General features: G+C 62.9%; 13 protein-coding genes and 1 tRNA gene. 8 read left to right on the forward strand and 6 right to left on the reverse strand.

The genetic code is table 11. The features are described 5' to 3' along the window. The first annotated feature begins 17 nt into the window (after nucleotides 1-17). A complete protein-coding gene (locus P3T22_RS08475) occupies nucleotides 18-1,238 on the forward strand; it encodes a CaiB/BaiF CoA transferase family protein (protein WP_429324755.1) in 1,221 nt (406 codons plus the stop codon). Between the two features lie 114 nt (nucleotides 1,239-1,352). Here P3T22_RS08475 and P3T22_RS08480 read toward each other — a convergent pair whose 3' ends face one another. Continuing rightward, nucleotides 1,353-1,913, reverse strand: coding sequence for an RBBP9/YdeN family alpha/beta hydrolase (locus tag P3T22_RS08480; protein WP_429324756.1), 561 nt, complete (start codon nucleotides 1,911-1,913; stop codon nucleotides 1,353-1,355). 166 nt (nucleotides 1,914-2,079) lie between these two features. After that, nucleotides 2,080-3,834 carry a gamma-glutamyltransferase gene (ggt, locus tag P3T22_RS08485; RefSeq protein ID WP_429324757.1) on the reverse strand — a complete coding sequence of 585 codons (1,755 nt, stop codon included), beginning with the start codon at nucleotides 3,832-3,834 and terminating at the stop codon, nucleotides 2,080-2,082. Between the two features lie 538 nt (nucleotides 3,835-4,372). On the opposite strand from ggt, the gene P3T22_RS08490 reads away from it, so the two are divergent. Continuing rightward, on the forward strand, nucleotides 4,373-6,082 hold the full coding sequence (locus P3T22_RS08490) for a glutamine--tRNA ligase/YqeY domain fusion protein (RefSeq protein WP_429324758.1): 1,710 nt from the start codon (nucleotides 4,373-4,375) through the stop codon (nucleotides 6,080-6,082). A gap of 289 nt (nucleotides 6,083-6,371) precedes the next feature. Then, nucleotides 6,372-7,265, forward strand: coding sequence for a transporter substrate-binding domain-containing protein (locus P3T22_RS08495; protein ID WP_429324896.1), 894 nt, complete (start codon nucleotides 6,372-6,374; stop codon nucleotides 7,263-7,265). Nucleotides 7,266-7,349: 84 nt separating this feature from the next. On the opposite strand, the gene P3T22_RS08500 is transcribed toward P3T22_RS08495, so the two are convergent. Beyond that, on the reverse strand, nucleotides 7,350-7,799 hold the full coding sequence (locus P3T22_RS08500; protein ID WP_429324759.1) for an NUDIX hydrolase: 450 nt from the start codon (nucleotides 7,797-7,799) through the stop codon (nucleotides 7,350-7,352). An 82-nt stretch (nucleotides 7,800-7,881) separates the two neighbouring features. Next, nucleotides 7,882-8,271, reverse strand: a complete 390-nt coding sequence (locus tag P3T22_RS08505; RefSeq protein ID WP_063496795.1) for an RT0821/Lpp0805 family surface protein — start codon at nucleotides 8,269-8,271, stop codon at nucleotides 7,882-7,884. 280 nt (nucleotides 8,272-8,551) lie between these two features. Between P3T22_RS08505 and P3T22_RS08510 the strand changes: the two genes are divergently transcribed. Both P3T22_RS08510 and P3T22_RS08515 read left to right on the forward strand, forming a co-directional pair. Continuing rightward, nucleotides 8,552-8,791, forward strand: a complete 240-nt coding sequence (locus P3T22_RS08510; protein ID WP_429324760.1) for a hypothetical protein — start codon at nucleotides 8,552-8,554, stop codon at nucleotides 8,789-8,791. 252 nt (nucleotides 8,792-9,043) lie between these two features. Then, nucleotides 9,044-9,427 carry a DUF427 domain-containing protein gene (locus P3T22_RS08515; protein WP_429324761.1) on the forward strand — a complete coding sequence of 128 codons (384 nt, stop codon included), beginning with the start codon at nucleotides 9,044-9,046 and terminating at the stop codon, nucleotides 9,425-9,427. Nucleotides 9,428-9,485: 58 nt separating this feature from the next. On the opposite strand, the gene P3T22_RS08520 is transcribed toward P3T22_RS08515, so the two are convergent. Both P3T22_RS08520 and P3T22_RS08525 read right to left on the reverse strand, forming a co-directional pair. Beyond that, a tRNA-Arg gene (locus P3T22_RS08520) sits at nucleotides 9,486-9,559 on the reverse strand. 330 nt (nucleotides 9,560-9,889) lie between these two features. Then, entirely contained in the window at nucleotides 9,890-10,720 is an 831-nt protein-coding gene (locus P3T22_RS08525; protein ID WP_063496797.1) for an undecaprenyl-diphosphate phosphatase, read from the reverse strand. A gap of 553 nt (nucleotides 10,721-11,273) precedes the next feature. Between P3T22_RS08525 and P3T22_RS08530 the strand changes: the two genes are divergently transcribed. From P3T22_RS08530 to P3T22_RS08540, 3 genes are all read left to right on the forward strand, one after another. Beyond that, nucleotides 11,274-12,182 (forward strand): aldose epimerase, encoded by a 909-nt coding sequence (locus tag P3T22_RS08530; protein ID WP_063496798.1) that lies wholly within the window; start codon nucleotides 11,274-11,276, stop codon nucleotides 12,180-12,182. Nucleotides 12,183-12,365: 183 nt separating this feature from the next. Then, nucleotides 12,366-13,094: a peptidoglycan DD-metalloendopeptidase family protein gene (locus tag P3T22_RS08535; RefSeq protein WP_063496799.1), complete on the forward strand. Its 729-nt coding sequence runs from the start codon at nucleotides 12,366-12,368 to the stop codon at nucleotides 13,092-13,094. 126 nt (nucleotides 13,095-13,220) lie between these two features. Then, on the forward strand, nucleotides 13,221-13,538 hold the full coding sequence (locus tag P3T22_RS08540) for a hypothetical protein (RefSeq protein WP_063496800.1): 318 nt from the start codon (nucleotides 13,221-13,223) through the stop codon (nucleotides 13,536-13,538). Nucleotides 13,539-13,618 lie beyond the last annotated feature (80 nt).

The raw sequence follows: 13,618 nt of genomic DNA on the forward strand, positions 1-13,618 counted from the left end.
AGGAGAAATTGGAGAATATGGGCGCTCTCAGTCATATCCGTGTGCTGGACCTCACACGCGTGCTCGCCGGCCCCTGGTGCGCACAAACGCTCGCCGATTTCGGCGCCGACGTCATCAAGATCGAACGCCCCGAAGTTGGCGACGACACCCGCCACTGGGGGCCGCCGTACCTGAAAACACCCGAAGGCGCCGACACGCGCGAAGCCGCCTATTACCTCGCGGCGAACCGCAACAAGCGCTCGGTCACCGTCGATATCGCTTCGCCGGAAGGCCAGCGAATCATCCGCGAACTGGCCGCGCAAAGCGACGTGGTACTGGAAAACTACAAGGTCGGGCAGTTGAAGAAGTACGGCCTCGATTACGCGTCGCTCAAAGAAGTGAAGCCGGATCTGATCTACTGCTCGGTGACCGGCTTCGGCCAAACCGGGCCGTATGCGCAGCGCGCCGGTTATGACTTCATCGTGCAAGGCATCGGCGGATTTATGAGCGTCACCGGCGAGCGCGATGGCCAGCCGGGCGGCGGCCCGCAAAAGGCCGGCGTCGCGATTGCCGACCTGATGACCGGCATGTATTCGACCATCGCCGTACTCACCGCGCTCACGCACCGCGACCGGACGGGCGAAGGCCAGTACATCGACATGGCGCTGCTCGACGTGCAGGTGGCCATGCTGGCCAACATGAATTCGAATTACCTGGCGAGCGGCCAGCCGCCCGCGCGCTGGGGCAATGCGCATCCAAACATCGTGCCCTACCAGACCTTCCAGACCAGCGACGGCTGGATCATCGTCGCGGTCGGCAACGACGGCCAGTTCCGCAAGTTCGCCGAGGCAGGCGGCCGCCCCGAACTCGCCAACGACGAGCGATTCGCAACCAACCCGGCTCGCGTGCGCCACCGCGACATACTCGTGCCGATCCTTGCCGACATGGTGCGTCTGCAGGGCAAGCAGCAATGGATCACGGCGCTGGAAGCGGCCGGTGTGCCGTGCGGGCCGATCAACGATCTGGGCGAAGTGTTCGACAACGAGCAGGTGGTGGCGCGCGGCATGCAGGTCGATCTGCCGCATCCGTCGGGCGGCACGGTCAAACTGGTGCGCAATCCGATCAATATGACCGGCACGCCGCCCGAAGCGCTGTCCCATCCGCCAATGCTCGGCGAACACACCGACAGCATCCTGCGCGACGTGCTCGGCTATGACGAGGCTCGGATTGCCACGCTGCGGGAACAGTCAGTGATTTGAGTCCGGCTGGGATTTGAGACCGGCCGAGGCGGCGCCGGCTGTCAGTGACACGCTGACGACGGCGGCAAGCTCCAACCTGCGCTGAAAGGCCGCCGGATCAGCGCAAATGCGAACTCACGGCCGCTCGCCCAACGAAGCCAGCCAGCGCCGCCCCTCGTCCCAATCGCCGAGCCCGCTGTCGACATTGATGTGGCCACGCGGGCCGATATCGATCCAGCGGCTGCCCCACGCGCCCGCGCAGCTTTGCGAGAACGGCACGCCGCCGTACGGATCGTCGCTGCTCGACACAACGATGCTCGCAAACGGCAGGGGCGTAAGCGGAACCGGCGCGAAACCGCTGGCATCCTGCGGAAAATGTGCCCCGGACGGATCGGGCACGGCCACCAGCAACGCGCCCGCCACCTTCGCAAGCTGGGCTGCGCTTGCGTACTGCGACGCCCAGAAGGCGGTCGTCAGGCAACCAAGGCTATGCCCGGCGAACACCACTGGGGAGTCCGCAGCGGCCACTGCGGCGTCGAGCGTGCGGCACCATGCGTCGCGCGCCGGATGGTCCCAGTCCGGCATCTGCACGCGCACAACGGCGGGATCGAGCGCTTCCCAGCACGTCTGCCAGTGCCCTGCGCCGGAATTCTGGTAGCCCGGCAGCACGAGTACGTTTAGTTTTTGTCCGCTCATCGCATTCCCCGTTGCAATTCGTTTTTTAAGCGCGCTTTTCAAGTGGATTTCTCAAGCGCGTTTTCAAGTTCGCTTTCTCAGTATGTCTCCACGGCTCGCATCGGCAATCTGTCTCCGCAGTCCGCGTCTACAATTTTTTGCTTCGCCGGGCCGAAGAAACCGCGCTTCATGGCATCACGCGGGCCACGCCCACGCCGCGCGGATCGGCCGCCGGTTCAGGCGTCGGCCCTTCGACGCGAATCATCTGCACGTCCCCGTTGAACGACTGCCCTTCCAGCGTGTAGCCCTTGGCCTTCAACTGGTCGACCAACTCGCCCGAGATCGGATGGAATGGCTCGAAATAGATCGTATTCGGCGGCAGCAACTGATGATGGAATCGCATCGCGGCCAAAGCGTCGGCGGGCGTCATATTGAAGTCGTACAGATTCGTCATCACCTGAAAGATCGACGTGAGGATTCGCGAGCCCCCGGGCGTGCCGATCACGAGCGACACCTTGTTGTCCTTCAACAGAATGGTCGGCGTCATCGACGAAAGCGGCCGGCGTCCCGGGGCCACCGTGTTCAGGTCGTCGGCCGTTGCGCCGGACGGGCCGGCGGCAGCCGGTTTGGTGACGAAGTCATCCATCGCATCGTTGAGCAGGAAACCGCCGCCGTCCACCACCACACCGGAACCAAAAGACCCATTCAGCGTGTACGTGTTCGACACGGCGTTACCCCATTTGTCGACCACCGAAAAATGCGTGGTTTGCGCTTTTTCCGGCAGCGCATCGCCGAAGCCGCCTTTGACGGGCGTAGCGCCCGGCACCTCGTCGGGCTTCACTTCATCGGCGCGTTGCGCGAGGTAGGCGTCATCGGTCAGTTTGCCGACCGGCACCTGGTACGAATCGGGGTCGCCGATGTATTGCTGGCGATCGGCGAACACACGGTCTTCGATCTGCGCGATCAGATGGATATACGGCACGGAATTCAACTCGAGCCCATCGAACGCCTGCTTCAGATCGGCCCTCATCTTCAGCATCTGGATCAGGCCGATGCCACCCGAACTCGGCGGCGGTGCGGTCACGACCTTGTAGCCGCTCCAATCGGCGATGAGCGGCTGGCGCCAGACGGCCTTGTATTGCATCAGATCCTGCTTCGTGACCAGACCGTGGCCGTACATCTGCTGGGCGATCAGATCCGCTGTGCGGCCTTCGTAGAACTCGCGGCCGCCATCGCTGGCAATGCGCGAGAGGGTTTGCGCGAGTTCAGGCTGGCGGATCATCACGCCTGCCTTCAGATTCGAGAAGTAAGCGTCGAAGTTGGTCTTGCCTGCGAAATTCTTCGCCGCCACGTCGTGGCGCTGCTGCAACCACGGCTCGACCTGGAAGCCGTCGGTGGCGTAACGGATCGCGGGCGCGAGCACCTGCTTCCATTTCAGCTTGCCGAAGCGCTGCTGCGCTTCCCACATGCCCTCGACGGTGCCCGGCACGGCCACCGCGCGATGGCCGACACGGCTCATACCCGGTACGAGGTTGCCTTTATCGTCGAGGTACATGTCGCGGGTCGCCTGCTGCGGCGCGCGCTCACGGTAGTCGAGAAAATACGGTTTGCCGTCCATGAACACCGTCATGAACCCGCCGCCACCGATGTTCCCCGCGTCCGGACACGTCACGGACAGCGTGAAGGCGATAGCGGCAGCGGCGTCCACCGCGTTGCCGCCGGCGGCGAAGATCTGCTGCGCGGTGTCGGCGCTGTAGCGATCGGCCACGGCCACCGCCGACGCGTCCAGCACGGCCTTTGCCGGGGGCGTTTTCGCGAGCGCGGGGGCCGTCGCGACGAAACTGCCGGCGAGCGCGGTGAACACGGCCGTGACCGTCACGATGCGGGCAAAAGACAAAATGGCGAATGGCGCGCGAGGCGCGTCGGGCAGCGAGACGGACATCCGAGAAACTCCGGGAACTAAGGGTGCCATGTTGCCCGAACGGAAAGCGTCCATGCAAGGCGGCCCAAGGGGTGAGGCTGCCTGCGCCCAGCCGGGCGCGCTGCACGACAGGGCGCAGGCCGCGCAATCCAACAGATTGGGCGAGGCGCGGGTGGACAGCGTGGCCGCCTGACGTGCGCCGCACGAGCGCAATGCGGCGCCGGGGGAAAAATCAATGGGCGAACATGCTGCCCGTGCGCGGTGCGTGGTGCGTGGTGCGTGGTGCGTGGTGCGTGGTGCGTGGTGCGTGGCGCGTGGCGCGTGGCGAGTGCGCCGCCCGCATCCTAAGTCGCCGGCGCATGCGCCAACTAAACGTTTTACCTCCTGTTACAGCAGCTTAAATGCAGCTTGCAGGATCCCGCCCACCCCTAAAAACCGCTCGAAACCGGCTCAAACGTTGGCTGCGCGCCGCAGTCGCCTGCCGCGAGCGAACGCGTCAGGTAGAATTAACAGATAAGTGGGCGCATTGCGCGTCCCCGACCGACTTTCACCTTCTCGCATGAATACCGAACGCAACGACGCGCCAGCGGCATCCAATTTCATCCGTAACATCATTGACGACGACAACCGCACCGGCAAGTGGGGGCAGCGCGTCGAAACGCGCTTTCCGCCTGAGCCGAACGGCTACCTGCACATTGGTCACGCCAAAAGCATCTGCCTGAACTTCGGCGTGGCGCGCAGCTACGGCGGCGTGTGCCATCTGCGCTTCGACGATACGAATCCGGAAAAGGAAAGCGTCGAGTACGTCGACTCGATCATCGACTCCGTGCGCTGGCTCGGTTTCGAATGGGAAAAAGACGCCAAGGAACAGCTTTATTTCGCGAGCGACTATTACGACAAACTGTACGAATTCGCCGAACTGCTGATCGAACGCGGCAAGGCGTATGTGGATAGCCAGTCGGCCGAAGAAATGCGCGCGAACCGCGGCTCGGCCTCCGAAGTCGGCACCCCGTCTCGCTTCCGCGAGCGTTCGGTGCAGGAGAACCTCGATCTGTTCCGCCGCATGAAAGCCGGCGAGTTCAAGGAAGGCGAGCACGTGCTGCGCGCGAAGATCGACATGTCGTCGCCGAACTTCAACATGCGCGACCCGGTCATCTACCGCATCCGCTTTGCGCACCACTACCGCACCGGCGACACCTGGTGCGTGTACCCGATGTACGACTACACGCACTGCATCTCGGACGCGTTGGAAAACATCACGCATTCGCTGTGCACGCTCGAATTCGAAGACCACCGTCCGCTGTACGACTGGATTCTGAACGAGCTGGCCGAAGCCGGGATCTTCACGCGCCCGCTGCCGCAACAAATCGAGTTTTCGCGTCTGAACCTCACCTATGCGATCACCAGCAAGCGCAAACTGCTGCAGCTGGTGACCGAAGGCCATGTCGAGGGCTGGGACGATCCGCGCATGCCGACCATCGTCGGCGTGCGCCGCCGCGGCTTCACGCCGGAGGCGATCCAGTTGTTCTGCGAGCGCATTGGTGTCACCAAGGTCGATTCATGGATCGACATGAGCGTGTTCGAAGGCGCGCTGCGCGACGATCTGGACGACAAGGCGCCGCGCATCGCGGCCGTGCTCGACCCGCTCAAGCTGATCATCGACAATTTCCCTGAAGGCGTTACTGAGCCGTGCAGCGCCCCGGTCCACCCGCATCATCCGGAACTGGGCCTCCGCGAGTTCCCGATCTCGCGCGAACTGTGGATCGAACGCGAGGACTACAACGAAACGCCGCCGAAGGGTTACTTCCGCCTGTTCCCGGGCAACAAGGTGCGCCTGCGCTACGGCTACGTGATCGAGTGCATCGGCGCGGACAAGGACGAGAACGGCAACATCGTCGCAGTCCACTGCAACTACTTCCCGGACAGCAAATCGGGCACCGAAGGCGCGAACACCTATAAGGTCAAGGGCAACATTCACTGGGTCAGCGCCGCAGGCGCGTGCCCGGCCGAGGTGCGCATTTACGACCGGCTGTTCAAGGAACCGCAGCCAGACGCCGGTGGCCGCGATTTCCTCGAAGCGCTGAATCCGGATTCAAAGCGCGTAGTCAACGCCTACCTGGAACCAGGTGCGCGCGAAGCGCTGCCGGAACAGCGCTATCAGTTCGAGCGCCATGGCTATTTCGTCGCCGACCGCGTCGATTCGAAGCCGGGCAAACCCGTGTTCAATCGCATCGTCAGCTTACGCGACAGTTGGGGCAAGCCGGCGTAAGCTGGGGCAATTACAGCGCGAAGCGCATTTGAAGTTGCGCATTTGACATTGCGCATTTGACATTGAATACGGCGTGCATTTCGTCAGCGGGATGCACGCCGTTTCGTTGCATCGATGTTCCATCGACATGTGACAGCGCGGCCTTGATGCCCGCGCCAGTCCGGGAGGTCCGATGAAAGTTGCAGCCCGCCACGGGGCGAATGCATGGGGGAGCACAGCGCAAGGTACGCGCCACGCGCGTACCGTTGCTGCGGCGCGCATGATTCGCGCCGCACGCGTCGCACAAGGCATGCGTTGCGCACTCGTGACACTGGTCGCGTTAGGCGCAGCGTCGCTCGCCTGCCCCGCTTATTCGCAAGAACTCACCGGCACGCTGAAGAAAATCCACGACGATGGCGTGGTGATGCTCGGCGTGCGTGAAGCATCCATTCCCTTCTCGTACTTCGACGGCACGCGCACGGTCGGCTACTCGCAAACCATCGCGCTGCAGATTGTCGACGAAATCAAGAAAACGCTCGGCCTGCCGCAACTGAAGGTGCACGAAATCACGGTAACCTCGTCGAACCGCACGCCGATGTTGCTGAACAATCAGATCGATCTGGAATGCGGCTCGACCACGCACACGGTGGAACGCGAAAACGTGGCCGCCTTTTCGAACAGCTTCTTTCAGTACGCGGTACGCATGATCGCTCGCAAGAGCAGCGGTATCACGGATTTTCCGGACCTGGCCGGCAAGACGGTGGTAACAACCGCGGGCACCTCGGACGAGCGCCTGTTGCGCCGTCTGAACACCGAGAAGCACCTGAACATGCGCATCACGAGCGCACGCGATCATCTGGAAGCATTCACCGCGCTCAAGGATGACCGGGCGGTGGCCTTCGTGATGGACGAGCCGATCGTGTACGGTTTCAAATCAACCGACCCGCACCCCGAAGATTTCGTGGTGACCGGCACGCCACTCGGCTACGAAGTCTACGCCTGCATGTTCCGCAAGGGCGACGAGCCGTTCCGCGTGCTCGTGAACGGGGTCATCGCACGCGGCCAGACTAGCGGCGATGCGGAACGTCTGTATAACCAGTGGTTCACGCAGCCGATTCCGCCGCACGGCATCAATCTGAATTTTCCGCTGTCGGAACAGAACCGCGCGCTATTCGCACATCCGAACGACCGCGCACTCGACTGAGCACGTCGGCAGCGCGGGCATTGCGGTGCTGCCGGTTGCGATTGCCGGTACCACCCGCGCGGCAGCCAAGCAACCCATCCGCCGCTATAGCCTTCGATGCAGTTCCGCGAGCGAAAGCGTGGTCTGAAAGAGCCGTGCGAGGCTGCGGCTCGCGTACTGCTCGACTTCCTCCGGCGCGACCCAGCGGTATGCGTCCATTTCGGGAATTAGCGTGCCGTCGGAGCGGCGCGGAAACAGCGACGTGCAGGTGCACGCGGTCAGATCGAGTTCATCGGCCCTCGCACGTGCCGCGAACAGATGCAAATCCTTGTCGCGCCGGTAGACGAACAGTCCGAGATTCTTCAGACGCTCGGGCGCGATCACGATGCCGGTCTCCTCGACCATCTCGCGCAACGCCGTAACGTGAGGCGCCTCGCCCTCTTCGCCGTGCCCTTTCGGCACGTCCCAGTGAGACGTTTCGGTGGCGTGCGCGAGCAGCACCCGACCGTCCGGGTCAAGCAAGACGACGCCGCACGAGACGACCCGCGCGCTCATCGGCGCAACGCGCCGCACGGACGCACGGCTTCAGGCTGCGCGGGCGGCAAGCCGGCGCGCATTGTCATACCGGCCCACACGCTCAGAGCTTTTTCTGCAATTGCCAGTTGCCGCTGCCCTGTTTGCAGAACTGCGGACGCAGGCTCATCGATTGCCCTTTCGCATTCAGCACGACACCGACGTCGCGGCAAGTGCGCTCGCCCTCCTTCGCGGTGCTGGCGACGGTGATCGTCGCGTCGATCTTGACGCTGTTGCCAGTGCCCTCGTTGACCCAGCTCGCGCTTTCGCCGTCCTGCTTGTCGTTCAAGGCGGTAAAGACAGCGCCTTTGATCGAGTCGACGTCGCGTTGCTTCATGTAGGTGATCGGCGTGTCGTTCAGGAAACCGAGGTTCGCCGCTTGCGCTGCGATGGCGCCGCCAAGCAGCAGGCCACCGACGCTCAGGTGAAACAGGGCACGGGTTCGCATCGACATGTAGAGTTCTCCTCGAAGAGTAATGCGGCGGACTCGAGCGCGCTTTCGGCGGCTCGTGATCTGGACCCCAAAAGCATAGCATGTCGCCCTCGACGTGGCCCCCGGATGCGGTCTCGCAGCGACCTGCGGCAAGCTGCAGCGTCCGGCTCCCGCCTAGCGGGAGCGAAAGCACACGACGGCTACTCGGATTTTTAGGATGAGTCTCATATCTTCTTATGAAACGTCTTCTTAAGATAGGTCTGTTGCGCTGCCGCGCTGACCAAGCTTCCAACGCCGCCTTATGGACCTCTCGTTTGCCCTCCAAACTTTCGCCGTCGCGCTCGCGATCTTTTGCGTCGCGCTCATGCCGTTCGCCTTCAGCCGCAATCCTGGTCTTGCGCGCCGCATCGTGCAAATGGACAACCTCCCCTGCGCACGCTGGCCAAATCTGCTGACACGCGTCGGCATTGCATGCCTCCTGATGTCGTTCGCATTGCTGCTGGCCGGCTGCTATTACGTCCTTGCCGGCGCAGGCAACTGACTACGCCCGCGGCGGCGCGTGCTGCGTCACCGGGCGGCACAGCCATTGCCCGGCGATCGTCGTGGGCGTGGTACGGCGGTGCGCGGAGAACGGCACGCCGCACGCAACCCGTCATAGACCCAAACGGTGACACAACTCGTTTTCATGACCGGCGTATGCTTCGACGCAGGGCGCGATCATTCCCGCCGACTGCGGCTCGAAACCCTTAGCAACGTGTTGCAGGTTCGCCCACTCATCCAGGAGTTCGACAGCATGGCTGAAAAAACCATCAAGGTCCCCGGACCCGATCATCCGATCACAATCGAGCCGGACAAAGCCCATGTGGTGGTCACGGTAGCCGGCCGCGTGATCGCGGACACGCGCCATGCGCTGGAGCTGCGTGAGGCATCCTATCCAGCGGTGTATTACATTCCGCGCAACGACGTCGATATGACGCTGCTGGAACGCACCGATCACACGACCTATTGCCCATATAAAGGCGATTGCGCGTACTACAGCATTCCGATTGGCGGCGAGCGGGCAGTGAATGCGGTCTGGACCTACGAGTCGCCCTACGCGGCTGTGAAAGAGATCGCTCAACACCTGGCGTTCTATCCGAGCCGGGTCGATTCCATCGACGTGCAGCCGGCGGGGTAAAGGCCCAAGCGCGCATCGCAGCGGTAAGGCTTCGATGCGCGGCGCCAGGCATTTGAAGTACGGCAGGAGGGACTCGAACCCCCCACCCTCGGCTTAGAAGGCCGATGCTCTATCCAGCTGAGCTACTGCCGTAATGACGTGAGGCGATGCTACACAAACGTGTACAACGTGCATCGCCCGCAATGAGAACCCATATCGGGCATTGGAACCTGCGCAACATCACTGCCACAGGTTTCGTGGGATATCGAAATTCTAACTGACCAGGCCGGAGCCTGTGGAAATCTGATCCAGCTTGCGGCAACCCTGATCGCCCGGCACCCCGTTGTATCACAAGCATCCCACAACAAACGGGCCCGGCGAGTTGAACCGGGCCCGGATTATAACCGATCGCTTCTTACCCGCCAGTAGCCCGCCAGTCGCAGACCAGCACTCAGCGCACGGCAACTGGCATATCGGACCCAATCAGACCGGCTGCGGATGCAGCATGAACCAGCCGAGGAACACGATCCCCGCGATCACGCAGTACACGCCGAACGAAGCCAGACGTCCGCGGCCTTCGAAATAGCGCATCAGGAAACGCACGCTGAGATACGCGGCGATTGCGGTCAGCACGCCGCCGAGCAATGCATCGGCAAGTTGGCCCGGCGCGTGGAACAGTTTCGGCAATTCGAGTACGCCGGCCGCGAAGATGATCGGCGTGCCGAGCAGGAACGAGAACTCGGCGGCTTTCTCAGTCGTCAGGCCGGCCGCATTGCCGGCGATCATCGTCAGACCGCTGCGCGAGAAGCCCGGAATCAGCGCGCCGATCTGCGCGAGACCGACGAAAAACGCCTGGCGGAAGGTCAGCTTCTCCGGCGTCGGATGCGCGCGCGAACGTTGCAGCCGATCGCCAAACCACAGCAGCACGCCGTTTACGATCAGCGCGATGGCGACGATGCGCAGATCGTGAAAAATCCGCTCGAGACGTTTCTCGAGAATCAGCCCGACGAGGCCCGCCGGAATCGTGCCGATGATGAGCGCCCACATCATGTGAGCGTTGTCATTGCGCTGGCCGCCGAACGAAGCGAAGAAGCCGCGCACCAACTCGCACCAACGCTTGCGGAAGTACCACAGCAGCGCAAACGCCGTACCGAGGTGCAATGCGACGAGGAACGGCAGCAGTTGCGGTGCATGCTTGTCGATATGGATGCCGAACAATGCGGGCACGAGCAGCGTATGGCCGAGGCTGCTGACCGGGAACAATTCGGTGACGCCTTGTAGCACGCTCAGGAAAATCAGAAACGACAGGTTCACGCGGCGGTCCTTGTAAGGAAAATGTCGGGGAGCAGCGCACGGCCATAGAAAATAGGCGGCGCGTCAAAAGCGCACCGATTATGCCTGGCTGCAAAGTCAGCGCCAAGCGTTTGAACCACATTCGGGAAATATTGATGCGCTGCGTCACAACTGGAAACCGTTGTTACGCCACGGAAAAGAAACCGGGCGCCGCCGGCGGCCACCCTGTCATTGCGAGGAATTCGATGCGCTGGACGCGCGAGCCTTGTGCCAGGCTCGCGTTGAAGGACCGACAGGAAATGCAGAAAGTGACTGAATCAGCGCTCGAGCTTGTAGAAGAAGTAGGCGGTGCTTGCCGCGAACATGCCGAACAGCGCCACACCCATTGCCATTGCGAGATCCATAACACCTCCTGAGCCGATCTGGCCCGGTCGTCGAAGTCACCGGGCAGTCAGCGGATTATCGGCAAGGATGGAGCTTCTCCGACACCCGCAATTTCCCGAGAAGGGTTTCCCCGTAGCGCAAAGCAGCGCAAAATCGTTCTCTCGCGACTTTATCAACCAGCACATCGACCATGCCCCTCTCCCCGCAACAGGACATTCTCGAGATCGCCCAGGACGCCTGCGTGCTCCGCTTTGCGCCGCAAGCCGGTGGCCGTCTTTTGTCGTGGACCATTAACGACGAAGAGGTGATTCATTGGCCCGAAAACGCCGACTGGAGCCAGCCCGCGAGGATTCGCGGCGGCAACCCGCTGCTGTTTCCGTTTCTCGGCCGGCATCGCGTCGACGGCAAGATCGGCTACTGGCGTGACGCACAAGGCAAAGTGCGCGAATTGCCGATGCATGGCTTTGCACGCGACCTGCCCTTCGAAGCCCACGCCGATGTGCACGGCGCCGGCTTGCGCATGATTCTCGCCGACAGCGACGTGACACGCGGCGGCTATCCGTTCGGCTTCCGTTTCGAAGCGACGTACCGGCTCGTCGATACGCATACGCTGGAAGTCATGCTGAGCACCGCCAATACCGGCGACACGAGGTTGCCCTACTACGCAGGCCATCACTTCTACTTCACGCTGCCGCACACGCAGCGCGCCGAAACTTCGCTGGAACTGCCGCGCACCGAACGGCGCTATCAGCAGGACGACGGCTCGATCAGCGCGGCCGAGCCGGGCGCGGCGCGCTACACGCTCGACGAGGCGCGCATTCACGACCGCTTCCATTGTCTCGCCGGTGCGCCGGACCAAGCCGTGCGTCTCGTCGCGCCCGGCCTGAACCGGCTCATCACGATCGATCTGCAACGCCCGGATTCGGTGCCCTGGTACGCGGTCACGACATGGACCGAAGCCGCCGACTCGGACTTCTACTGCGTCGAACCATGGCTGGGTCTGCCGGATGCGATCCACAACGGCATGGGACTGCGCTGGCTCGAACCGGGACAAACCGAGACGGCTGCGCTGCGTATCAGCGTCAGCACCCTGCGCTGACGGCAGGTTTTTCGAGCATCGCGACGTGATGGGTTACGCGGCGTTTCGCCGCGTAACCGCCGTGCGCGCCCTCCTATGCATCCGTTTTTCGGATGCTGCGGCGCAAAACCGTTAGAATCGGACGCTTTGCATCTACCTGTCGCGTGATCGGGATCGGCGCGTGGCAGCGCTTTGCGAGGTCCAATGCTTAACACAACAAGAATGATGAAACGGCTCGCCTGGGCGTCGTTGCTGGCGGTACTCGCCGCCTGCGGGTCCGTTCCGGTGGGGCCAGGTTTTTACCGCGTCGAACGGGGCGATACGCTGTCGAAAATCGCGCGCAGCAATCGGCAGTCGGTGCAAAGCATCGTGCGCTGGAACAATCTGACCAACCCGGACAGTATCGAGGTCGGGCAGGTGCTGCGTGTCGCGCCGCCGGGCAATGCGGCATCCACAGGTGGTGCCGCAGGTGGTTCAATACGCAACAATGGCGCAGGCAGCGCGAGCGCTTCGGCTGCGCCGCGCCCGGTACCCGCCGATAGCGCGCCGTCGTCCGCACCGGCTTCGACGATCTCGCTGGTGTGGCCGTCTGACGGCACGGTGATCCGGCGCTTCGACGGCGCCAATTCGAAGGGCATCGACATTTCGGCGGCAGCGGGCACCCCGGTGGTTGCCGCGGCGCCCGGCACGGTGGTCTATGCAGGTAACGGCTTGCGCGGTTACGGCAACCTGCTGATCGTCAAACACAACGCCGAGTATCTGACTGCCTACGCGCACAACCGCGTGCTGCTGGTGAAGGAAGGTCAGTCGGTCGCCCGCGGCGAGAAAATCGCCGAAATGGGCGACACCGACACCGATCGGGTCATGCTGCACTTCGAACTGCGTTATCAGGGCCGCTCGATCGACCCGTCGCGGGCGCTGCCGGCGCGCTAACCGCCCAGATCCAGGCACGCGCCCTGCAGCAGCCGAGGGAACCGGGCGTACTATAAAACGCTCACTCCAATGCATGACGTGGCCTCGCGCCACGTCTGCCCCTGTTATATCTATAAGGAATCTGCAATGAAGAGCGCATTGGCGTCCTTAGCAACGGCCGCGGCGATCGGCCTCGGCCTGCTGACGCTCGGCGGCTGCTCCAGCACCACCACCATGACCTATCTGCCGAGCGGCGATACGGGCTTCGCGATCAACTGCAGCGGCAGTGACGCGAGCTCCAGTTGGGCCGAGTGCTACAAGCGCGCAGGCGAAGTCTGCGGCAACTATGGCTATGACGTCGTTTCGAAGGACGTCGACAATGGCGCCACCGCAGGCGGCTCGGTCGGCGGGATTTTCGGAGCGAACGTCAAGAACCGGTCGATGGTGATTCACTGCAAACAGTGAAGGCAAGGTAGCCACGCGATAGTGCAAAGCGCGGCGCCGCCCGCGCTAGTAGCGGCGCCAGCGTCCAGAGTGCGGATCGA

This window comes from Paraburkholderia sp. GAS348, assembly GCF_050434205.1.
In the GTDB taxonomy this organism is placed as follows: Bacteria; Pseudomonadota; Gammaproteobacteria; order Burkholderiales; family Burkholderiaceae; genus Paraburkholderia.